The sequence below is a fragment of the Idiomarina sp. A28L genome (assembly GCF_000218785.1).
In the GTDB taxonomy this organism is placed as follows: Bacteria; Pseudomonadota; Gammaproteobacteria; order Enterobacterales; family Alteromonadaceae; genus Aliidiomarina.
The window spans coordinates 79,524-100,021 of the sequence record NZ_AFPO01000001.1 but is presented as its reverse complement, the minus strand read 5'-3'; the positions used below and the strand labels follow the sequence as shown (position 1 = coordinate 100,021).

The window sequence follows — 20,498 nt, the reverse complement described above, 5'->3', positions numbered from 1 at the left end:
AAACCGTTAATATCGTAAAGTCTAACGACATCAACGGTTTTTCAACAAGAATGGTTCGTTCTTACTTAGAACTTAATGCTTGAGATCTAGTTACTCAATTTCCGAGGGCGTGGGCACTTAGGTAATCTACCTGCTGAGACTCGTGCTTGATATAACGGCATAACACTCGGTACTTGTGCACTCAAATCACGGATCCGGCTAGTTGGCGAAGGGTGAGTAGAAAGTAACTCAGGTGCTGAAGCACCGCCTTGAGCCGCCATATTTTCCCACAATTTGGGCGCTTCTTCTGGTCGAAAACCTGCGCGAGCCATAAGTTCTAAGCCAATTTCATCGGCTTCCGATTCATGGGTGCGGCTGTATGGCAACGCAACCGCTAATTGGGTGCCTATGCCTAAGCCGGCCATGATCATTCCCCGTTGTTCAGCAGGACGCTCGGATAAGGCCATATCTGCCCCAAACAAAGCACCACTGATAAGCAGATTAGTCGACATCCGTTCACTGCTATGCTCAGCCATAACATGGCCAATTTCGTGGCCCATAATTGCGGCTAACTGATGTTCATTTTCCGCCAGCTTCATAATTCCGGTATAAAACCCGATATAGCCACCAGGAAGAGCAAAGGCATTGATAGCCTCTGATTCAAACACAACCACTTCCCATTGGTCACCTTTGTATTTATCTGGCAATACCTCAATGATCGCATCGGCAACGCACTGTGCGTAAGCATTTAGCTCAGGATCGGTGGATACTTTTTCTTGCTGTTTCATTTCCGCAAATGATTGTTGCCCCAATGAGTTCAGGGCCCCACCCGAAAACAAGTTTAATTGGCTACGCCCAGTTGGAGAAGTAGTACAAGCTACCAACACAATAAAACTGAATGTAATTAAAAATAGCGAACCTAATGATTTCATCATCGTTCCTTCATATTTGACATTAATGTTAAACCGTAACATTAAACCTGCTCTTAGCTTTCAATATAGCAAGTTCCCGAATATTTACCCATCAAATCGCCTGCTATACCGAAATATTTGCATATCTTTATGCCGCAGCTAAGAAAAAAGGAGCGTAGTTCTATAAACTCACGCTCCTTTTTCACATTTACTAACGCTCACGCTTACCCAGCGTATCGCTAAACAAACGGCTATATCAACTACCGGTTAAATCATCAAAAAACTTCTTCACACCATCAAAGAAGCCTCGTTCTTTAGGCCGATATTTTGCTGCTTCATCGCCTGTGCCCATTGATTCTTCAAATTCTTTCAATAGCGCTTTTTGTTTCGACGACAAGTTCACCGGTGTTTCAATAACGGCTTTACACACTAAATCACCAACAGTACCTGAACGCACAGATTTAACGCCTTTTCCACGCATTCTGAACATGCGCCCTGTTTGTGTTTCTGCTGGAATTTTCAGTTTCACACGGCCATCGAGAGTGGGCACTTCTACTTCGCCACCCAAACCCGCTTGAGTGAAGCTTACTGGCACTTCACAGTACAAGTTGTTGCCTTCACGGCGGAAAATATCGTGTTCACGCACACGCACTTGAACGTACAAATCACCGCTCGGAGCTCCGTGCTCCCCGGCTTCACCTTCACCCGTTAAACGCACTCGATCACCCGTATCAACGCCGGCAGGAATTTTCACATTCAGAGTTCGGGTTTTCTCTTTACGCCCCTGACCGTGGCAGCTTTTGCAAGGGTTCTCAACAATGGTTCCGCGGCCATGACACTGCGGACATGCTTGTTGTACTGCGAAGAAACCTTGGCGCATCTGCACTTGCCCTGCACCATGGCAAACATCACAGGTTTTCGGCTGGCTTTTATCGGCTGAGCCCGAGCCATCACAATCATCACAAGTGCTCAAGCGTGGAATTTTTAGCTCTACCTCTTTACCACGTACCGCATCTTCCAATGTCATTTCTAAATCGTAGCGAAGGTCGGAACCACGCTGGGCGCGTCGCCCGCCACCACCGCGGCGGCCGCCTCCGAAAATATCACCAAATACATCGCCAAAAATATCGGAAAAATCAGCACCACCACCAAAGCCACCAGCACCACCGGCTCCACCACGCGCTTGGTCAAATGCATCATGGCCAAATTGATCGTAAGCTCTGCGCTTCTCATCATCGATAAGCACTTCGTAGGCTTCTTTAACCTCTTTAAACTTTATCTCGAGATCTTTATCGCCTTTCGTGCGATCTGGATGAAGCTTCATCGCAAGCTTTTTATAGGCCTTTTTAATATCGCGGTCGCTCGCATCTTTAGCTACGCCGAGAATTTCGTAATAATCTCTTTTTGCCATAATTTTGTGTTCTCTGTCAGTCTGTCAGACACACACACGGGCGTTCCCGAAGGTAACGCCCGTGCCAAGATAGTAAATCAACGCTTCAACTTACTTTTTTTCGTCGTCGTTTACTTCTTCAAACTCAGCATCAACCACATCATCTGCGGCATCGCTCGCTGCATCAGCTGCACCTTCAGGTTGCTGCTGAGCTTTCTGCTGAGCTATTTCCATCAACTTCGCTGAAGCTTCCATAAGCGCCTGAGTTTTTGCTTCCATAGCTTCTTTATCGCTTGCAGTAATAGCATCTTCTAGCTCACTGATAGCTGTTTCAATCGCAGCTTTATCATCGGCAGGAAGCGCATCGCCTGCTTCTTCAACTTGTTTTTTGGTTGCATGAACTAAGCCATCAGCTTGGTTCCGTGCTTGTACCATTTCTTCAAACTTTTTATCTTCTTCTGCGTTTGCTTCTGCATCGCGAACCATTTTCTCTACTTCATCATCTGATAAGCCTGAAGAAGCTTTAATGGTAATCTTCTGTTCTTTGCCCGTATCTTTATCTTTCGCCGATACATGCAAAATACCATCCGCATCAATATCAAACGTTACTTCGATTTGCGGCTGACCGCGCATTGCCGCCCGAATACCTTCAAGATTAAATTGGCCTAACGATTTGTTATCAGTAGAACGTTTACGTTCACCTTGTAACACATGAATCGTTACTGCGTTTTGATTATCTTCAGCAGTTGAGAACGTTTGCGATTTCTTCGTTGGAATCGTAGTGTTCTTCTCAATCAACGCTGTCATCACACCACCCATGGTTTCGATACCAAGAGATAGTGGGCAAACGTCGAGTAACAATACATCTTTAACGTCGCCTTGTAATACACCGGCTTGCACCGCTGCACCAACAGCAACTGCTTCATCAGGGTTTACATCTTTACGAGCTTCTTTACCGAAGAAATCAGCCACTAATTCTTGTACTTTCGGCATCCGCGTTTGCCCACCAACAAGAATAATATCGTTGATATCGCCAACTTTTAAGCCTGAATCGGCAAGCGCTTGCTTAACTGGCTCAAGCGTTTTCTTCACCATATCTTCTACAAGTGATTCTAATTTTGAGCGCGTTAACTTAATCGCCAAATGTTTCGGGCCAGAACCATCAGCCGTGATATATGGCAAATTAACTTCGGTTTGTTGTGTTGAAGAAAGCTCAATTTTCGCTTTCTCACCAGCTTCTTTTAAACGCTGCATTGCCAAAGGATCTTTGCGTAAATCAATTCCTTGGTCTTTCTTGAACTGCTCTACCAAGTAATTAATTACTCGGTTATCAAAATCTTCACCACCAAGGTGCGTATCACCGTTAGTCGCTAATACTTCGAACGTGTGCTCGCCATCTACTTCATCAATTTCAATAATTGAGATATCGAAGGTACCGCCACCTAAATCGTATACCGCAACGGTGCGATCGCCGCTTTTCTTATCCATGCCGTAAGCAAGTGCTGCCGCTGTTGGCTCATTGATAATGCGCTTTACTTCCAATCCGGCAATACGGCCAGCATCTTTAGTAGCTTGGCGCTGAGCATCGTTGAAGTAAGCAGGAACTGTGATTACCGCTTCCGTAACTTTCTCACCGAGATAATCTTCGGCTGTTTTCTTCATTTTCTTAAGAATTTCGGCAGAAATTTGCGGTGGCGCTTTCTTATCGCCTTTGATTTCTACCCAAGCATCGCCGTTATCAGCTTTTACAATACCATAGGGCATGATGCCGATATCGCGCTGCACTTCTTCATCTTCGAAGCGGCGGCCAATCAGGCGCTTAATAGCAAATAATGTGTTTTGCGGGTTAGTAACCGCCTGGCGTTTTGCCGGCGATCCAACCAATACTTCGCCATCATCAGCGAAAGCTACCACAGACGGGGTTGTGCGATCGCCCTCTGCGTTTTCAATTACGCGGGCTTTATCGCCATCCATGATGGCTACACAAGAGTTTGTTGTGCCTAAATCGATACCAATGATTTTACCCATGTCTTTCTCCAAACGTTCAATTTGTTACCAGGATGTCTTATAAGTGGGGACGCCCTGCTAGAATTTCAATACTAATTACAAGGTCTTTCGCTTTTATTTGCCAACTATTAACTAGCGGCGCGCGAAACCATTACCATTGCCGGGCGTAACAACCGGCCGTTTAACAGATAACCTTTTTGCATTACATGCATTACCGTATTCGGCGGTAAATCTGCGTTTTCTTGCATTCCCATAGCTTCATGTTGCTGTGGGTTAAATGGTTGCCCTTCCGGGTTTACTACTTCTAAACCAAATTTTTCGATGGTTTGAATGAAACCTTTGTGGGTCATATCAATGCCTTCAGCTAAATTAGCTTGGGCAGAATCTTCACGATCAATTGTTTGCAGCGCGCGTTCTAAGTTATCGATAACAGCCAGAAGCTCGCCGGCAAATTTCTCCAAGGCAAAATTACGTGCTTTTTCAACTTCTTGAGCTGCACGGCGGCGAACATTTTCGGCTTCTGCCGCAACCCGCAAGGCCTTTTCACGCTCCAGTTGTACTTCAGCACGCAAAGCCGTTACTTCTTGCTGCAAGCTCTCTGAATCGAGTTCCGGTTCGAAATCTTCGTTCGCAACTTCTACTTGCTCAGCAGCATCAAGTACTTGATCTTCCGCACTCTCAACTTCTATTTCTTGCTTTTGTTGCTCTTCCGCTTTGCTTTTATCGCTCATGCCTTGCTCCATATTCATCATATTTTGTGCTGTGCGAGTGATTGCAATGCATGCTTAATCATCGCTTTTTCAATCGCTCATCATTGCTTGCTTTCGAATATGGGGCCGGTAATTTCGAATTCAAGGATAAATTTTGTAATAACGCACTTATTGATCTATTCGGCTAAAAACCGTAGCTTAATGCCTATCCTTCATGCGGAGATTGATATGCCCGAAGCCAAAGCACCAGCCAACCCACCTTTTCAAGTTATTGGCCTGTTATGCAAAAAAAATTCTGAAACGGCGCTAGAAACCCTAACGCAAATAGCGCGCGTGCTGATTGAGCACGGTTATCAGGTGCTTGCTGATTCATCCGGGCCAGATGCAGAGTTTCCACCGCAAGTAAAGCGAGCGGGCCTTGCTGAAATTGGTGAGCAAGCTGAATTAGCCATTGTTATCGGGGGTGATGGCAAAATGCTCGGCGCCGCCAGAAAATTAAGCTTACATAATATTGCGGTAATCGGAGTAAACCGTGGAAACTTGGGTTTTCTTACTGATTTGGCACCCGATGAAGCAAGCGAAAAGCTATTAGCGGTACTTACTGGCAATTACAATATAGAGCAACGGTTTTTGCTCGATGCCAAAATTGAATTGAATGGCGAAATATTACACCGCGCTAACGCCATGAATGAGGTAGTGCTGCATTCCGATCAAGTAGCCCATATGCTGGAATTTGAGGTTGATGTTGATGGCCAATTTGTTTTTAGCCAACGTTCTGATGGTTTAATTATCGCCACACCAACAGGCTCTACTGCGTATTCTCTCTCGGCTGGCGGCCCTATTCTTTATCCTGGCTTAAATGCCATAACTTTAGTACCTATGTTCCCCCATACGCTGAGCAGCCGGCCCATTGTAGTGGGCGGTGATAGTGTTATTCAGGTGCGTGTAGCCCCGGATGATCAGCCGCTTCATATTAGCTGCGATGGCCACGTTAAGTTGCCAGTTCCTACCGGTGCTAAAATCTCTATTACTCGCCAAAAACAGGCGTTACGGCTTATTCACCCTACCGATTATAATTACTTTCATGTGCTGAGAAACAAATTGAATTGGGGTAGCCGTTTGTTCTAAAACACAATGGTTATTGCATATTTTTTCAACGCCCACTTGCACTACTGGATAACTACTGTATATTTACTGTATAAATAAACAGTAACAGTATTCCAGTAACTGCTCTGGGAGGCAATCATGCTGACACAGCTTCATATTCGAAATTTTGCAATTGTTGATAACTTAACCATTGATTTCCATCAAGGAATGACCGCGATAACCGGTGAAACCGGTGCCGGTAAATCAATTGCACTTGATGCACTAAGCCTTTGTCTAGGAGCTCGCGCAGAGAGCTCAATGGTGCGGCCAGATAGCGAACGAGCCGAAGTTACCGCTAGTTTTAACGTGCATCAGTTGCCTATGGTTATGCAATGGTTAGCTGACCATGAAATGCTCGATGATGCTGATGACAATGAAGATAATTGCATTATTCGCCGCACGCTAACTGCCGAAGGCCGCTCTAAGGGCTTCATTAACGGAGCCCCAGTGCCAGTTTCTTTATTACGTGAATTAGGCGGTATGTTGGTAAGTTTGCACGGTCAACATGATCATCATTTACTCATGAAGCCTGAGTATCAACTCTCACTGCTTGATCAATTTGCAAATCACGGCGAATTGTTAAACAAAGTAAGCAAAGCGTTTCGCGATTGGCGAGCCCTTGTCCGGGAACAACGTAAACTAATCGAGCAACAAGATGCGCAAGAATCTCGCCGGCAGCTTTTACAATATCAAGTAAGTGAACTCGATGATTTTAACTTATCAGCTGAAGAGTTCCGCGAATTAGAATCCGATCACAAACGTTTGGCTAATGCTTCCGGGCTCCTCGAAGATAGCCAGTTCAGTTTAAATTGCCTTTACGATGGTGAGCACAACAATGCGTTCACCTTATTACAATCAGTAATTGAACGCTTAAATGGTAGTGCCGAACTAGATAATACGTTGCAACCTATTGTGGCAATGCTAAATGATGCCGGAGTGCAAATTGAAGAAGCTGCTCGTGAGCTTCGTCATTATCAAGATGGCGTTGACCTCGATCCGGAATTACTCGCGGATTGCGAAAAGCGGATGAGTTTGGCGATGCAATTAGCTAAAAAGCATCAAATTGCTCCAGAACAACTCACTCAGCTTCATACACAATTGCGCGAAGAACTGGCTGGCTTAACCGCTTCAACTGAGCGCTTAGATTTAATTGACACTGAAATTAGTAATGCAGAAAAAACTTTCGTTGAACTTGCAAAGCAACTGAGTACAAATCGAATTAAAGCATCGTCTAAATTAGCGGCTCACGTTACCGAAACTATGCACAAATTAAACATGCCTGATGGCGAATTCTCGGTAGCCGTTGATGCCAATAGTAGTGAATATGCTTCTGCGCAAGGTATCGATCATGTTCGCTTCTTAGTATCGGCGAATGCGGGTCAGCCACAACAGGCTATCAATAAGGTAGCATCTGGTGGCGAGCTTTCACGGATAAGTTTAGCTATTCAGGTTCTCACCGCTGGGCAAGATAATTTACCCACTATGATTTTCGATGAGGTAGATGTAGGTGTTAGTGGGCCTACAGCTGCAACCGTAGGTAAGCTTCTTCGCCAACTAGGGCAACACAACCAAGTATTGTGCGTTACTCATTTACCACAAGTAGCAGCGCGTGCTCACCAACAAATGTTTGTTAGTAAACGTACTGAATCTGGTAAAACAATAACATCAATGCGTGCACTTAATGATGAGCTACGAATTGAAGAATTAGCTAGGTTATTGGGTGGTGATACGATAACAAACCACACGCTAGCGAATGCTCGAGAATTGCTTGCTGGATAGCGCTAAAGTTACTTAATTGCAGGTAATGGGAACTTTTATCGCATATTGCAGACGAATAAAAACCTCGGATGGGTGGCATCTGGGGTTCCTTTTAAGCTAAGATTCACTTCTGACGCAAATGTCTGAAATAGGTAATTCGGGTTTTATATGAGAATTTTATTAGCGCTTGCCCTTGCAACCGCGGTTACAAGCTGTGCAGTTATTGATCCTTTAGTTTACAAAATAGATATCCCACAGGGTAATTACCTTGAGCAACGTGATGTCGATAATCTTCGTGTTGGTATGACCCGAGATCAAGTTCGTTTCGTATTAGGTTCACCAGTATCTGAAAACATTTTCCGCAATGACGAGTGGCACTATGTGTTTAGAATGAAGCCTGGTCGGGGTGACGTTATAACTCGAGCATTAACGGTTCGATTTGAAAACGATGTGGTTGCATCAATTGAAGGTGATTTTAAGCCTCACGATGATTTTTATACACCACTTGAATCGTAATCTGATAGCGTTGGCTTAGCTGCAGTTCTGTAAACTTATATTGATTGGTGTTGCTCGAGTAACTACAGAACTGTAATTGGTCCCTAATTTAAACCAGCGGCGATGCCAACGGTTCGATTTAAGAGCGCTAACACAGATGAACTCAAGCAACACCATCCTTACGCCAGAATCTAGTTCCGCGGATATCCACACTTACCGCTCGCTTCGTTTGCCCAACGGCCTACGAGTGTTACTAGTGCATAGCCCGAGTAGCCAACATAGCGCAGCTTCTTTTGCTGTTAATGCCGGTCACTTCCAAGATCCAAGTTCAGCGCCTGGTATAGCCCACTTCCTCGAGCATCTATTATTTCTTGGCACTAAAGAATTCCCACAAGCCGATGCCTTCGCTACCCGTGTCAACGCTCATGGAGGGCATTTTAATGCGTGGACCGGTACTGAGCACAGCAACTATTACTTCACCACAGCGCACCCAGGCTTTGCCGAAACATTAATGCATTTCGGTAGCTTATTCATTGAACCATTGCTAAATGATGAATGGGTTGAAAAGGAGCGCCAATCTATTGAAGCGGAGTATCGCCTGAAACTCAAAGACGAACTGCGCCGTTTATACGAAGTTAATAAAGCTACAGCAAATCCCGCTCATCCTTTTTCCAAGTTCTCTGTTGGCAATGCTGTTACGCTTGCTGATAGCCATGCGATGAAAGTTCGGCAACGATTAGAGGATTTTCACCAACGTTACTATGTTGCGCAAAATGCTGCACTTGTTGTAGCGGGGCCAAACACATTAGATGAACTCCAAAGCTTAGCCATAAAAAGTTTTCAGGGCCTACCCGCTGGAGAGGTGAAACCAAATTTACCTAACGAGCCCATGTATCTGCCAGAACAAAGAGGCTGCCTTATCCGGGTTCGCCCTCTTAAACAAGCGGCCAGATTGATTCTTACCTTTCCATTGCCGGAAATTAACACTGATTATTTACATAAAACAACGAGTTACATTGCGCACTTGCTAGGTCATGAAGGCCCCGGAAGTTTATGCTTTTTCCTTCGCCGCCAGCATTGGATTAATGAACTCTCCGCCGGCGGTGGTATGAGTGGTTATAATTTCAAAGATTTCAATATTAATATGCAGCTCACTGACGAAGGGCTGAGCCATATTGATGAAATTATGCAAGCTTGTTACCAATACATAAATATCATCTCCGCAGAAGGATTAACCGACGCGCTTTACCGTGAACGGCAGCGAATGATCGAACTTGCTTACCAATTTCCAGAATCAATGAAAACGGTTGATCTAGTATCGCAGCTATCGATAAATATGCTGCATTACGAGCCAGAGCATATCGTTAGCGGCGATTACAGAATGGATGGTTTAAAGGTAGAGCTTGCTAAACAAATGTTGGCTCAAATGGTGCCAGAAAACACCCGTGCAACCCTCATTCATAATGATGTTGTTACCAGCGAAAAAACGCATTTTTATGCTGCTGATTATGCAATAGAACGTTTTTCCGCTGAACATTTGAATAAATTGAAAAAGCCGTTAGCTGCAACTTATGAAGCTCAGTTTTCCGTGCCGCAGGCAAACCCTTACATTCCGAAAAGAATTACACCAAATCCAATTAGTGCTCCATTAGGGAAGCGACAGGTAACGAGTTGTGAGCGTAGCGGTTATTACCCCAGCCAACTTTGTGATGGTAACGGAGTAACTCTTTGGCATTTGCAAGATGAACATTTTCGAGAGCCGCAAGCGCATATTTACCTATCTCTGCAGTTGCCACTTGCTAACGCTAGCGCACGCAATAATGCGATAAGCCGAATTTGGTGTGAGCTAGGGCAAGAACTTTTAAGCGAGCAATTTTACGATGCTGAAGTAGCCGGTATGCACTTTAACTTGTATCCGCAACAATCGGGAATAACACTGCATCTGGCAGGTTTTTCAGATCGCCAGCCAACTTTATTTAAAGATCTTATGCGTTCTTTAGCAGCCTTGCGCTCGAGTCAGCAGCATTTTCATTCCGTTCGCAAACAGCTGCACCGTAACTGGCATGCTATTCACCAGAACAAACCAGTGAATCATTTGTTTTCATTGTTACATCACCAACTTCAGCACGGCTCTTACACCGCAGAACAACTTGCGGCTAGTATTGAAGATCTTGATTTCGAACATTACTGTAACCTGCTCCCCGGTATGCTTCGAGATGCTCAAGCTAAGCTTTTAATACATGGCGATATTCGAGCTGAAACCGCTTTAGAGCTAGCACAGTGGGTAGAACAAACATTACCGGTGGTGCCTATACAGAAAACCAAAGCATTGCGTTCAGTGAAGCGTTTGGGCACAGGAATTACTGCAACCCATTTTCATAACGAACACAGTGATTCCGCGTTCGCTTTCTTTGTTCAAGGTCAGAGTACATCGCTGCAAGAGAAAGCCCATTTTCTATTATTGAATCATATCTTCAACCCAAGCTTTTTTAATGCCTTGAGAACAGAGCAGCAATTAGGTTATTTGGTGGGTTCTAGTTATATTCCCATGCATGGGTTACCGGGCTTGCTGTGTTACGTGCAATCGCCAAGCCACACCACTGAACAAATTAATGCAGCGATTCAGAGCTTTATTCAAGCGTTTACTGAGCAATTAGAAACGATTGCAGAATCCGTATTTGAAGGTGCACAAACTGCGGTTTTAAGCCATTTGATAGATCCTGCATTAAGCCTAAGGGTTCGTGCTCAACGCTACTGGAGTTCTATTATCAATAACCATGGCGAGTTCACACTCGCTAGTGAAGTAGCTGCGGTAGTAGAAACGGCAACATTGAGTGAATTTATCAAATTCTGTCAATCTAGGCTCGGTGAACAGCTATCGGCCATGACACTTGCATCAACCAAATCCGCACACTAACCTGCAAAAGCTTACTAGGCGTTAAATTGAACGGCAGTTCTGCCCTGCGCTTTTAATCGACGCATACGCTGATGTGTACGAAACATTGGAAGAATAAAAGGCCCGAACAGCAAGCCCATTAAAGCCCAACGGCGCGGGCCTAACGCGTGCTGCCAGGCTTGAATATAATAAAATGCGGCAGAAATAACAGCTAGGAGGATCAAAAATAGCATTCACTATTCCCCTTATTTCTATAATAAATACAAACTTTATTATATAAAATTACCGAGCCAACCGCATTTACACAGGTGTTATGCCACCAATACAATAGCTAACAGTAAACAAACAACTACTCGTATTGGTGGCCCCAAACCCTATTACTTGCTATAAAACTGTTTATTTTCAGCCGCCATTTCAATTAATAAATCACACGGTTTGAAACGATCGCCTTCTTTTTCTGCGTAGTGCTGTAAACGTGCTACAACATTCGCGATTCCAAGGCTATCCATGTAGCGGAACGGCCCACCTCGAAATGGAGGGAAACCAATTCCGAAAATTGCGCCAATATCGCCATCGCGTGGTGAACGAATAATATCATCTTGTAAACACCAAGCCGCCTCGTTCAACATGGGCAATACGCATCGCTCTATCATTTCATCGGCAGCTAAACTTGCTGATGGTGAGATTCCTATCACTTGATATACAGAGCTATCTACATGCTTACCCTTTTTCTTGCCATCATAAAGGTAAAAACCTTTTTTGCTCTTGCGCCCTTTCCGGCCATCATCTAGTAGTTTATTGAATGCATTCGGCGCCCGGAAGCGCTCGCCAAGAGCATCGGTAAGAATTGGTGCCACCTTGCCGGCAACATCAATTCCAACTTCATCAAGCAGGGTAATAGGCCCTACTGGGAAACCGAATTTAACAAAAGTTTTATCCAACACTTCAATAGGCTCACCTGCAAGCAACAAACGCGCCGCTTCATTCATGTACGGGGCTAAAATACGATTAACGTAGAAGCCCGCGCCGTCTTTAACCACTACCGGAGTTTTGCCTTGCCGTTTGGCAAATTCAACCGTAGTTGCAATAGTTTCTTTTGAAGTGCCTTCATGAGTAATAATTTCTGCTAACGGCATTTTTTCTACCGGCGAGAAATAGTGCAAACCAATAACTTGTTCAGGCCGAGCTGCCTTCGCAGCAATCTGTGTGATCGGTAAAGAAGATGTATTGGTAGCAAAAATAGTATGCTCAGCCGCATTTTTTTCGATATCTGCAACCATCTTTTGTTTCAAATCTAAATCTTCAAATACCGCCTCAATCACTATATCGGTATCTTTAAAGCCACTGTAATCAACCGTTCCGGTAAGCATAAGCATTTGCTGCTGCAACTCAGTAGGCCGAATAATTTTACGTTTTACTTTCGGTAATAAAAGCTTGTGGTGGTATGCCAGTGCATTTTTAATACCTTCCTGATTTATATCTTTCAAACGCACCGGAACTTTCGCTTTGCTAATGGTTACATGAGCAATACCACCACCCATTAAACCACCACCAAGCACACCCGCTTTCTTAACCGCTTCAGGCTTCACACCATCGGCTCCGGTTTCTTTTTTAATTTCGGTAGTAGCAAAGAAGATATTGCGTAATTGATAAGAAACATCACTCATTGCCAACTCGCCGAATTGCTTAGCTTCATAAGCTAAACCAGCTTTCATGCCTTTGTTCATGCCTTGCGCAACGGTATCAATAATTTTATCAATTGCTGGGTAATTACCATGCGCTTTCTTTTGCGCCTGCTCACGCGCTTTCTTATATAAAATAGAGCTGAGCGGGCCTTCTAAAACTTTACTAAATAGGTTTAACTTCGGCTTCTTCGCTTTTCGCTTACCTTTAAGAGCTTGCTCTACAGCCGCTTCTAGCAAAATACTTTGCGGAACCATTTCATCGGCTAAGCCCATTTTCAGTGCTTGCTTAGCCCGTAGCTGCTTGCCTGTCAGCATTAATGTTAAAGCCTGCTGCACGCCCACAAGGCGAGGTAGGCGCTGAGTACCCCCAGAACCAGGGAGTAAACCAAGTTGCACTTCCGGCAGGCCTAAAACTGTTTTTGGCGAATCACTAACAACTCGCACATGGCAAGCTAAGGCAAGTTCTAAGCCACCACCGAGAGCGGGGCCATGAATAGCAGCAACTACCGGTATTTTAAGCGCTTCTATGCGATCAAATAATGCTTGCCCTTGGCGCGCTAAACTTTCTGCATCAGCTGCGGTTTCACATTCATTAATCATTCTGATATCGGCACCGGCAACGAACGAGCTCGGCTTACCACTAATAAATACAAGCCCCTTAAGGTCACGATTACTCTCAATGGTTTCCATCAATTTTGCCACTTCATCGGCAAACGTTGATTTCAGCGTGTTCATGCTCTCGCCTGGCACATCGATAGTGATAATGCCGATGCCGTTGTCACGAACGTCTAAACTAAATGCACTTTTTTGATTCTGTTCCATTATTCTGTCTCCACGATTACTGCTGCACCTAAACCGCCTGCAGCACAAGCTGTGGTTAATGCGGTTCCGCCACCTCGGCGATTAAGCTCATGTAATACTTGCGTAAGCATTCGTGCGCCGGTTGCCGCAAACGGATGCCCATATGCCAAAGAGCCGCCGAGAACATTAAACTTCGCTTCATCAATTTCGCCAATCGCACTAGTACGGTTTAACTTTTCTTCCGCAAATTTCTTACTCGCAAACATTTTCACGTTGGCCAATGTTTGCGCAGCAAAAGCTTCATGCATATCAATAATATCTAAATCCGCTAGCGTCATGCCGGCGCGATCTAACGCCAACGGCGTAGCATAAGAAGGCCCCATCAACATATCTTCATACACATCAATTGCAGCGAAAGCATAGCTGCGAATATAGCCCAACGGTTTATACCCTAACTCTTTAGCGCGGCTCTCTGTCATCATTAATACCGCTGATGCGCCGTCTGTAAGTGGTGTTGCGTTCGCTGCAGTTACGGTACCGTGTTTGCGATCAAACACAGGCCGTAACTTAGCGTAACTGGCTACATCTGAATTGGCCCGGATATTATTATCACGCTCCAGAAACTCTTTGTATGGAGCGCTATGAGCAACCATAACTTCTTCAGCCAACTTCCCTGATTCCCATGCTTCATGAGCAAGCTGATGAGAACGATGAGCCAGCTTATCTTGATCTTCGCGGCTAATATTATGAGTTTTTGCCATCTGTTCGGCGGTTTGCCCCATACTTAAGCCAGTTGAGTACTCTGCTACTGCAGGTGGAACCGGCATTAAATCTTTTAAACCTAAGCGTTTTAAAATGTTTAAGCGTTGGCCGAGGCTACGGGCTTTATTTAAATCAACCAAAGCGCGAGCTAGCGTTTTTGAAACACCGATGGGTAACACCGAAGAGGAATCAGCACCACCGGCGATACCTACTGAGATAGATCCCGCTAACATGGCTTCAGCTACGTTAACCGCAGTTTGGAAGCTTGTAGCGCAAGCGCGGCTAACACTGTAAGCATCGGTATTGACGGGCAGGCTCGTTGCAAGGACAATCTCGCGAGCGATATTTGGGGCTTCAGGCATCTGCACAACTTGGCCGTAAACAACCTGCTCAACCAAGCTCGGATCAAGATTTGTTCTTTGAATCAACTCTTGCACCACCATAGCACCCATATCAAGTGCTGGTACGCCATGGAAAAAGCTAGCTTGTTTTGCAAATGGAGTTCGTAAACCCGCGACGATCGCGATACGATCTCCCTTCGCAGTGCGTAGATTTTGTTGTAAAGATGACATAGATTACCCCTGTAATTAGTGGTCTGACCACAATTTATCTCATGATTCTACTTACAAATGTAGAAAAATAAAACCATAGACGTAAGATAAGCACTTCGCACGTTAGAAATAAATGAGGGTGTTATGACAGCAGTAGTTGCATTTAAGCAGTTACAATCGTATCTAGAAACTCAAGTGTTGGGCCAACCCACGTTAACTGAGCACTTGTTAATTGCCATTTTAGCCGATGGCCATTTACTCGTTGAAGGCCCACCTGGCTTAGCAAAAACACGCGCGGTACAAGCGCTTGCTAATGGTATCGAAGCTGATTTTCAACGCGTGCAGTTTACACCTGATTTACTCCCCGCTGATCTTACCGGCACTGATATCTACCGCCCTGAGAGCGGTGAGTTTATTTTTCAACAAGGCCCTTTATTCCATAACCTTATTCTAGCTGATGAAATTAATCGTGCACCAGCAAAGGTACAAAGTGCTTTACTTGAAGCAATGTCGGAGCGGCAAATCAGTGTTGGCCGCACAACATATCCATTACCGGCCTTGTACACGGTAATGGCAACGCAAAACCCATTGGAACAAGAGGGCACATATCCGCTACCGGAAGCACAGTTAGATAGATTCCTATTGCACCTAAGCTTAGATTATCCCGACGCTACAACAGAACAACAAATATTACGCCTTACTCGCAATGAACGTATTCAAGGTACTAGTAAGATGGCGGAGCCGCTAACTCAGGAAGCTATTTTTGCTGCCCGCAAAGAATTACTCACCTTACACATGGACGACACGGTAGAGGAATATTTAGTTGCCCTCATTATGGCAACTCGTGAACCGGAAAAGTATGATGCCGAGCTTGCGAATTGGCTGGCAATTGGAGCTAGCCCGCGCGCTACTATTGCACTAGATCGTAGTTCTCGAGCGAGAGCTTGGCTAGATGGCCGTGATTTCGTGACCCCGGATGATGCAGCCGCCTTACTTCACAACGTTTTGCGCCACCGAATAATTTTAAGCTACGAAGCTGAAGCTGAAGGCATCAGCAAAGATCGCGTAATTGACCGCATTCTTGAATTGGTTCCGGCGCCTTAATTGATATGCAAAAACAAAGCATTACTAGCTTGAATGGAAAAGAAATAGGCGAGTGGTTAGCCCATGCGCACAGCGATGGTGTGTATCCATGTATGGCTGAGTTGCTAAAATATCGCCATCAGCCGTTAAGATTGCCGGTACCGAAAGCTAGCGGTTCGTCTGCGCAAGCGGGCCAACGCTTGAGTAAAACACGCGGCCGCGGGATGGAGTTTGATGAAGTGCGGCATTATCAAGCGGGTGATGATGTTCGTGCCATTGATTGGCGGGTAACGGCTCGCACAGGGCAAACACATACAAAATTATTTCGCGAAGAAAAGGAACGCCCTGTTTTTCTTTGTGTCGATTTCAGCAATAGCATGTGGTTTGGCTCACAGCTGATGCTCAAATCATTGCAAGCTGCCCATGTAGCTGCAGGAATAGCTTGGCATACCGTGCAACGAGGCGATCGTGTTGGGGGATTAATCTACAACAGCCAACAACACATGGAAATAAAACCGCAGGCAAGGCAACATGGCGCTCTCCTGTTTCTGCGCCAATTGATTGCAATACACCCTGAGGCTGCACCGGTTCAAAGCCATTCGTCCGAAAAACGGCAACAATCAACCCCGGCTGGTGGTAATCAAAATTTAGCGCAACAGCTACGGCGGCTTGTTAAGCTATGCCGGCCTGGAGCCGATATCGTTATTATTAGTGATTTTAGTGAGTTAGATGCTGAAACGATTAAACTATTACAGGTTTTACGTAAACATCATACCGTTACCGCCATTATGATTACCGATCCATTTGAAGAAAATTTACCCAGTAACTTCTTTCGTGATATCGATATTTACGATGGTAAAGAGCAACATACGCTGTTTCTTTCAAACCCAGATTATCACAAGAAATGGCAACAGCAAGCTGCGCTATGGCAAAGCCAACGCGAACAAGGTTTGCGCCGGGCCGGCGTGCGAGTAACCGCAATAACAGCCGCGGCCCCTGTTAGCACGCAATGGTTTCAGCAGAGGAAAAGCGTATGAATCCGTTAGCTGAACTGCACGATATTGTGCCTGCAGAAAGCGCACATTGGTGGCCTTTACCATGGGGATACTGGGTAATTGCCATTGCCCTGCTGTTGGTGTTTATCAGCTTGGTTTATGTACGCCGCCAATATATAAAACGACATCGCGTTAGCAAAGCTGCTTTATCCCAAATTCCAGCACATCAAACCAGTTTAAGTGCATTAAATACGCTGGCGAAAAGAGCGGCTTTACAGGTTTGGCCGGCAGATCAAGTGGCGCACCTACAAGGCAGTGATTGGCATCGCTTTCTAATTCAAACCATGCCAAAACATAAGCAAGCGGCGTTTGCCGCCGAGATACAACCGTTTAGCGCGCGAATGTATCAACCGGGAACACCGGAAAACATAGAGCAATACGCAACTTGTATTCGCCAATGGTTGCTTTTTGGTCTGCCAAAAACAGCGAAGCGGAGGCCAAATGTTTGAATTCGCATGGCCATGGGCCTTTGCTCTATTACCGCTCCCATTGTTGGCGCGCTGGTTATTACCCGCAGCGAAAAGTGCAAGTGCTGCTCTTTGGTTACCACAAGCGCGATTTCTGCGGCCAGCGGATACTTCAGGGATACAATCGCAGCACCGATTATGGTTACTACCGCTACTTATTTGGCTATCAATACTGGCAACTATTGCTCAGCCACATTGGCTTTCCGAACCAATTCCAATTAATCCTGAAGCGCGGGAAATAATGATAGCGCTGGATCTTTCCGGCAGTATGGAAATGGACGATATGACTTATAACGGCCGAAGAGCATCGCGCTTAGAGGCCGCGCATAAAATTTTGGCCGATTTTATTCGCCGTAGGCAAGGCGATCGTATCGGCTTGATTGTTTATGCCGATTCGGCGCACGTATACGTTCCGATTTCTAGCGATCTAGAAACGGTTGCGCAGTTAGCCGAAGAAGCAAGAATAGGCTTAGCGGGGGAACGCACAGCACTTGGCGATGCCATTGCGCTCTCGATTCGTTACTTCAACGAGCGCGAAACCAGCGAGCGCGTGGTATTAATGATTACCGATGGCATGATTAATTCGGGCGCTATTAATGCTGAACAAGCCATTCACCTAGCCCGAAATCACGATGTGAAGATTCATACCATTGGTATTGGTGCCGAGGAAATGACAGTTCGGGGCCTATTTGGTGAACGCAGAATAAATCCGAGTAGTGATCTAGATGAAAGTTTTCTAGCAACGATAGCTGGAACTACCGGGGGCGAGTATTTCCGTGCCAAAAGTGAAGGCGATATGGAATCGATCTATGCCGCCATCGATTCACTCGAACCGATTTCTTCCGATGAACAGTTTTTCCGGCCCCATACTAGCTTGGCGCATTGGCCACTAGCCTTTGGGTTAGGGCTTTTCTTTATCTATTTTATTCGGCTTATTTTTGGTCAGCAAATTTGGCAACGATTAACAGGTACTAGTGAATGAGCGAATTTCACTTTCTTCGGCCAGAATGGCTTTGGTTATTGATACCTTGGGCAATTAGTTTGCCGTGGTTACGTGCTCACATGCATAAGCGCAATAACTGGCAGCAACTCATTGCACCTCACCTTAGCCAACGGTTATTGCAAGGTAATGTTACAAAATCATCTAATTGGCCTTTCTACGCTATAATTACGGGCGTTTTAATTTCTATTTTTAGCCTTGCGGGCCCTAGTTGGCAGCGAACAGCAGTGCCTTTATTTAATCAAGATCAGGGCGCTGTTATTGTTTTGGATGCCAGTATGCAAACGCGTGCTCAAGATACTAATCCGGATCGCTTTACCCGCTTAAGCTTCAAGGCAATTGATATTGTAAACCAGTTCAACACCGGGCAATTAGGCCTTATTGCTTATGCCGGTGATGCCTTTACCGTAACTCCTCTTACGCGCGATAGCGCTACTATTCTTCAGAGCTTACAAGTACTTACGCCCGAAGTGATGCCTACTCCCGGCAACGATCCATTGTTAGCAATGCGCGAGGCCGATCGGCTCCTCACTGCGGCAGGCTATGCGGAGGGCGAAATCATTTGGCTCACAAGCGGTATTTCTCAGCGCGATATGGAAGATTTACGGCAATTTTTCCGTAGCAACAATCATCGAGTATCTATTCTGGCGGCAGGAACAACAGAGGGAGCACCCATTCGTGATAGCCAAGGAGAGTTATTTCGAGATGCCTCGGGCCGAGTGGTTATCGCCCGGCTCATACCTGAATACTTACAACGAATTAGCACCGAAACAGGTGGGCGTTTTGTAGCAGCAACTGTTGATAGTAGTGACATTGCAACAATCACTGATTTTTCTAGGCCCCAAAGCGACGTTTCAGAATCATCGCAGCAAGGCGAACAGTGGCGAGATGCCGCCCCTTGGTTAGCTCTTTTGTTAGTTCCTCTTGTACTCCTAGCTGCACGTAAAGGTGCGGTATGGAGTATTCTATTGTTGGTCCTGTTGATTCCAAAACCGGTTATAGCCCAGCAAGAGTTAACGGCTGAGCGTGAGCCAACGGCTCAGGATTCACGAAAAGTATCCACTTGGAAGTTACCCTTTAGTAACCGCGAGCAATATGCTGAAGAGCAATTTCGTGCCGGCAATTACAAACAGGCCGCAGAAAATTATTCAAACCCAATGGCGCAAGGAATGGCTTGGTATCGTGCCGAGGAGTATGCCAATGCAGCCGCGAGCTTTGCACAGGTAAATTCGCCTGAAGGCTATTTCAACCTAGGCAATGCTCTCGCCAACTTAGGTGAACTAGAATCAGCCTTAGCCGCCTATCAGCAAGCCTTGGCTGAGCGTGCAACGTGGGCCGAAGCACAAGAAAACTATGAGCTAGTCAAATCGCTTTTCGAGCAACAAGAAGAAAATTCCGGTGAAAATGGTGATGCTGATTCAAAAGATTCAGAATCAGAAGAACAAGATACCGAAAGTGAACAAAGCGAAGATTCCGAAAGCGAACAACAAGAGCAAGGGAATGAAGAAGCCTCAGAAAATGAGCCAAGCCAGAACGATAGCGGCAACTCAAATGAAGAAGGCAGCACTGCAGATGAAAACGAAGGAGTTCTGCCAGATAGCGATGAGGAGCTCAACGAGGAACAAGCACGAGCGGCTCAGCTCGAGGCGCTCTCTGCCGAAGAAGCTGAAGAACTCGAACAGTTACTGCGGCGCGTTGATGATGACCCAGCTATCTTATTGCGAAACAGGTTGTTATTAGAAGCCCAACGGCGCCGCTTAAGAACTCCGCCCGGAGGTAATTAGTGAACGAATTTTATCGCC

General features: G+C 45.5%; 16 protein-coding genes. 9 read left to right on the top strand and 7 right to left on the bottom strand.

The genetic code is table 11. The features are described 5' to 3' along the window. Window positions 1-86: 86 nt before the first annotated feature. The 4 genes from A28LD_RS00450 to grpE all read right to left on the bottom strand — a co-directional run bounded on the left by A28LD_RS00450 (window position 87) and on the right by grpE (window position 5,018). A complete protein-coding gene (locus A28LD_RS00450) occupies window positions 87-914 on the bottom strand; it encodes a M48 family metallopeptidase (RefSeq protein WP_139043470.1) in 828 nt (275 codons plus the stop codon). 232 nt (window positions 915-1,146) lie between these two features. After that, window positions 1,147-2,301, bottom strand: a complete 1,155-nt coding sequence (gene dnaJ / locus A28LD_RS00445; RefSeq protein ID WP_007419084.1) for a molecular chaperone DnaJ — start codon at window positions 2,299-2,301, stop codon at window positions 1,147-1,149. Window positions 2,302-2,391: 90 nt separating this feature from the next. After that, window positions 2,392-4,308, bottom strand: a complete 1,917-nt coding sequence (dnaK, locus tag A28LD_RS00440; protein WP_007419083.1) for a molecular chaperone DnaK — start codon at window positions 4,306-4,308, stop codon at window positions 2,392-2,394. Between the two features lie 107 nt (window positions 4,309-4,415). Continuing rightward, window positions 4,416-5,018, bottom strand: coding sequence for a nucleotide exchange factor GrpE (gene grpE / locus A28LD_RS00435; RefSeq protein WP_007419082.1), 603 nt, complete (start codon window positions 5,016-5,018; stop codon window positions 4,416-4,418). A 207-nt stretch (window positions 5,019-5,225) separates the two neighbouring features. On the opposite strand from grpE, the gene nadK reads away from it, so the two are divergent. The 4 genes from nadK (at window position 5,226) to A28LD_RS00415 (ending at window position 11,313) form a co-directional block, all read left to right on the top strand. Next, window positions 5,226-6,125, top strand: a complete 900-nt coding sequence (nadK, locus tag A28LD_RS00430; protein ID WP_007419081.1) for an NAD(+) kinase — start codon at window positions 5,226-5,228, stop codon at window positions 6,123-6,125. A 117-nt stretch (window positions 6,126-6,242) separates the two neighbouring features. Further along, entirely contained in the window at window positions 6,243-7,922 is a 1,680-nt protein-coding gene (recN, locus tag A28LD_RS00425; protein WP_007419080.1) for a DNA repair protein RecN, read from the top strand. Window positions 7,923-8,069: 147 nt separating this feature from the next. Beyond that, window positions 8,070-8,417, top strand: coding sequence for an outer membrane protein assembly factor BamE (locus A28LD_RS00420; RefSeq protein WP_007419079.1), 348 nt, complete (start codon window positions 8,070-8,072; stop codon window positions 8,415-8,417). Window positions 8,418-8,553: 136 nt separating this feature from the next. After that, window positions 8,554-11,313: an insulinase family protein gene (locus A28LD_RS00415; protein WP_007419078.1), complete on the top strand. Its 2,760-nt coding sequence runs from the start codon at window positions 8,554-8,556 to the stop codon at window positions 11,311-11,313. A gap of 14 nt (window positions 11,314-11,327) precedes the next feature. Here the strand turns inward: A28LD_RS00415 and A28LD_RS00410 are convergent, their stop codons facing one another. From A28LD_RS00410 to fadI, 3 genes are all read right to left on the bottom strand, one after another. Next, window positions 11,328-11,525, bottom strand: a complete 198-nt coding sequence (locus A28LD_RS00410) for a hypothetical protein (RefSeq protein ID WP_007419077.1) — start codon at window positions 11,523-11,525, stop codon at window positions 11,328-11,330. 144 nt (window positions 11,526-11,669) lie between these two features. Next, complete coding sequence (fadJ, locus tag A28LD_RS00405; protein WP_007419076.1) at window positions 11,670-13,799, bottom strand: fatty acid oxidation complex subunit alpha FadJ; 2,130 nt, start codon at window positions 13,797-13,799, stop codon at window positions 11,670-11,672. After that, a complete protein-coding gene (fadI, locus tag A28LD_RS00400) occupies window positions 13,799-15,112 on the bottom strand; it encodes an acetyl-CoA C-acyltransferase FadI (RefSeq protein WP_007419075.1) in 1,314 nt (437 codons plus the stop codon). The genes fadJ and fadI overlap by 1 nt, the downstream gene beginning before the upstream one ends. Window positions 15,113-15,235: 123 nt before the next feature. On the opposite strand from fadI, the gene A28LD_RS00395 reads away from it, so the two are divergent. The 5 genes from A28LD_RS00395 to A28LD_RS00375 are packed head-to-tail and all read left to right on the top strand — an operon-like array spanning window position 15,236 to window position 20,480. Further along, complete coding sequence (locus A28LD_RS00395; RefSeq protein WP_007419074.1) at window positions 15,236-16,195, top strand: AAA family ATPase; 960 nt, start codon at window positions 15,236-15,238, stop codon at window positions 16,193-16,195. Window positions 16,196-16,200: 5 nt separating this feature from the next. Then, window positions 16,201-17,211 (top strand): DUF58 domain-containing protein, encoded by a 1,011-nt coding sequence (locus A28LD_RS00390; protein WP_007419073.1) that lies wholly within the window; start codon window positions 16,201-16,203, stop codon window positions 17,209-17,211. Continuing rightward, window positions 17,208-17,678 (top strand): DUF4381 domain-containing protein, encoded by a 471-nt coding sequence (locus A28LD_RS00385; RefSeq protein WP_007419072.1) that lies wholly within the window; start codon window positions 17,208-17,210, stop codon window positions 17,676-17,678. Before A28LD_RS00390 ends, A28LD_RS00385 begins: the two co-directional genes overlap by 4 nt. Then, window positions 17,671-18,678, top strand: coding sequence for a VWA domain-containing protein (locus tag A28LD_RS00380; protein ID WP_007419071.1), 1,008 nt, complete (start codon window positions 17,671-17,673; stop codon window positions 18,676-18,678). Before A28LD_RS00385 ends, A28LD_RS00380 begins: the two co-directional genes overlap by 8 nt. After that, window positions 18,675-20,480, top strand: coding sequence for a vWA domain-containing protein (locus tag A28LD_RS00375; RefSeq protein WP_007419070.1), 1,806 nt, complete (start codon window positions 18,675-18,677; stop codon window positions 20,478-20,480). Before A28LD_RS00380 ends, A28LD_RS00375 begins: the two co-directional genes overlap by 4 nt. Window positions 20,481-20,498: the final 18 nt, after the last annotated feature.

Bases quoted from the DNA above. Each gene is read 5' to 3' on its own strand.
- A28LD_RS00450 (WP_139043470.1), bottom strand. From the start codon at position 914: ATGATGAAATCATTAGGTTCGCTATTTTTAATTACATTCAGTTTTATT.
- dnaJ (WP_007419084.1), bottom strand. From the start codon at position 2,301: ATGGCAAAAAGAGATTATTACGAAATTCTCGGCGTAGCTAAAGATGCG.
- dnaK (WP_007419083.1), bottom strand. From the start codon at position 4,308: ATGGGTAAAATCATTGGTATCGATTTAGGCACAACAAACTCTTGTGTA.
- grpE (WP_007419082.1), bottom strand. From the start codon at position 5,018: ATGAGCGATAAAAGCAAAGCGGAAGAGCAACAAAAGCAAGAAATAGAA.
- nadK (WP_007419081.1), top strand. From the start codon at position 5,226: ATGCCCGAAGCCAAAGCACCAGCCAACCCACCTTTTCAAGTTATTGGC.
- recN (WP_007419080.1), top strand. From the start codon at position 6,243: ATGCTGACACAGCTTCATATTCGAAATTTTGCAATTGTTGATAACTTA.
- A28LD_RS00420 (WP_007419079.1), top strand. From the start codon at position 8,070: ATGAGAATTTTATTAGCGCTTGCCCTTGCAACCGCGGTTACAAGCTGT.
- A28LD_RS00415 (WP_007419078.1), top strand. From the start codon at position 8,554: ATGAACTCAAGCAACACCATCCTTACGCCAGAATCTAGTTCCGCGGAT.
- A28LD_RS00410 (WP_007419077.1), bottom strand. From the start codon at position 11,525: ATGCTATTTTTGATCCTCCTAGCTGTTATTTCTGCCGCATTTTATTAT.
- fadJ (WP_007419076.1), bottom strand. From the start codon at position 13,799: ATGGAACAGAATCAAAAAAGTGCATTTAGTTTAGACGTTCGTGACAAC.
- fadI (WP_007419075.1), bottom strand. From the start codon at position 15,112: ATGTCATCTTTACAACAAAATCTACGCACTGCGAAGGGAGATCGTATC.
- A28LD_RS00395 (WP_007419074.1), top strand. From the start codon at position 15,236: ATGACAGCAGTAGTTGCATTTAAGCAGTTACAATCGTATCTAGAAACT.
- A28LD_RS00390 (WP_007419073.1), top strand. From the start codon at position 16,201: ATGCAAAAACAAAGCATTACTAGCTTGAATGGAAAAGAAATAGGCGAG.
- A28LD_RS00385 (WP_007419072.1), top strand. From the start codon at position 17,208: ATGAATCCGTTAGCTGAACTGCACGATATTGTGCCTGCAGAAAGCGCA.
- A28LD_RS00380 (WP_007419071.1), top strand. From the start codon at position 17,671: ATGTTTGAATTCGCATGGCCATGGGCCTTTGCTCTATTACCGCTCCCA.
- A28LD_RS00375 (WP_007419070.1), top strand. From the start codon at position 18,675: ATGAGCGAATTTCACTTTCTTCGGCCAGAATGGCTTTGGTTATTGATA.